The sequence below is a fragment of the Kineosporia sp. NBRC 101677 genome (assembly GCF_030269265.1).
In the GTDB taxonomy this organism is placed as follows: Bacteria; Actinomycetota; Actinomycetes; order Actinomycetales; family Kineosporiaceae; genus Kineosporia; species Kineosporia rhizophila.
Genome location: NZ_BSTA01000035.1, coordinates 1 through 1,518 on the forward strand (window position 1 = coordinate 1; position 1,518 = coordinate 1,518).

Annotated in this window: 1 protein-coding gene; it reads left to right on the top strand. The window is 68.2% G+C overall.

Translation table 11 applies throughout. The features are described from left to right. Positions 1–286 precede the first annotated feature (286 nt). On the top strand, positions 287–1,501 hold the full coding sequence (locus QSK18_RS35610) for an IS110 family RNA-guided transposase (protein WP_502894332.1): 1,215 nt from the start codon (positions 287–289) through the stop codon (positions 1,499–1,501). Positions 1,502–1,518 lie beyond the last annotated feature (17 nt).

Here is a 1,518-nt window from a genome sequence, read left to right on the forward strand (position 1 = left end):
GACAATGATGATGTAAGGGCGTCTCCGGGGCTCTGACCCCGCCACTGACTGTCGCCCTGTTGGGCTGGCTTGCGATTGTTCTGTCGGGTTCCGGATGGCGCGCGTACCAGGCTCACGGCCGGGGCGGGCATGACCTGATAGGAGCTTGGCAGAGCCCGATCATTGTCCTGTCTGCTCACCCCGACCGCGGGCTGCACCCCACCCGAGGTCGAGCAGGAAGGGCACCACCATCGTGACATCAGCACCGTCCCAGACCCAGCGTCGTGTCATCGAACCGGGCATCGAGCTGGAGCAGGCACGGGTGGTCGGTGGTGCGGACACGCACGCTGACACGATCCACGTGGCCGTCATCGATTTCCTGGGCAAGGACGTGGCCGATGCCGAGTTCCCCGCGACCGGGCCCGGGTATGCCGCCGCGATCGCGTTCCTGACCGGGCACGGCATTGTGGAGCAGGTTGGTATCGAGGGCACCAGTTCCTACGGTGCCGGCCTGGCGTTGGCGCTGGCCGCGGCCGGGCTAGGGGTGGTGGAGGTCAACCGGCCCGACCGGGCCGAACGCCGCGCCCGGGGCAAGTCCGACCCGATCGACGCCTACCAGGCCGCCCGCGCGGTTTTGTCCGGACGAGCCTCCAGCGCCCCGAAGAACCCCGCGACCGAGACGGTCCGGTCCCTGCACAACGCCCGCCGTTCGGCGATCAAGGCCCGCACAGCCACCATCAATCAGATCCACGGCATGCTCGTCACCGCCCCCGAGGACCTGCGCGCGAAATACCGCGACCTGAAAGAGAAAACACTCATCACGACGCTGGCCCGAAGCCGCCCCGGTATTGGTACCGACCACACGGGCGACCATGCCGTCCGCGTTTCGGTCGCCACCGCGCTGAAGCTCCTGGCGCAGCGTTATGAGTTCCTGGCTGAACAGGACAAGACCCTCACCGCCGCGATCGATGAGTACGTCAGCGCGGCCAACCCGGCCCTGCGCGCAGCCCACGGCGTCGGCCCCGACACCGCCGCCCAGCTCCTGATCACCGCCGGGAACAACCCCGAACGTCTGCGCAGCGAAGCCTCCTTCGCCGCGCTCTGCGGCGCTGCCCCCGTTCCGGTCTCCTCCGGAAAGACCCGGGGCCGCTACCGGCTCTCGCGCGGCGGGGACCGCGCCGCGAACAACGCCCTCTACCGCATCGCCATGGTCCGCTGGAGCAGCCACGCACCCACCCGCGCCTATGTCGCCCGGCACAAAGCCGCCGGCCGCACGGGTAAGGAGATCCTGCGGATGCTCAAACGAGCCATCGCCCGCGAGATCTACCGCTACCTCACCCAACAGATCGAGATCGCCGACTACAGCGACCTACGCCCCAGCCGGCAAGCCAAGAACATCACCCTCACCGCCGCAGCCCAACACTTCGGGCTCTGGCCCACCGCCATCTCCCGCCTCGAACGAGGACTACAACGCGACGACGACCTCGCCGACCGCTACCGAACCTGGCTCACCACGGCTTGACAGCAATAGGAGCATCA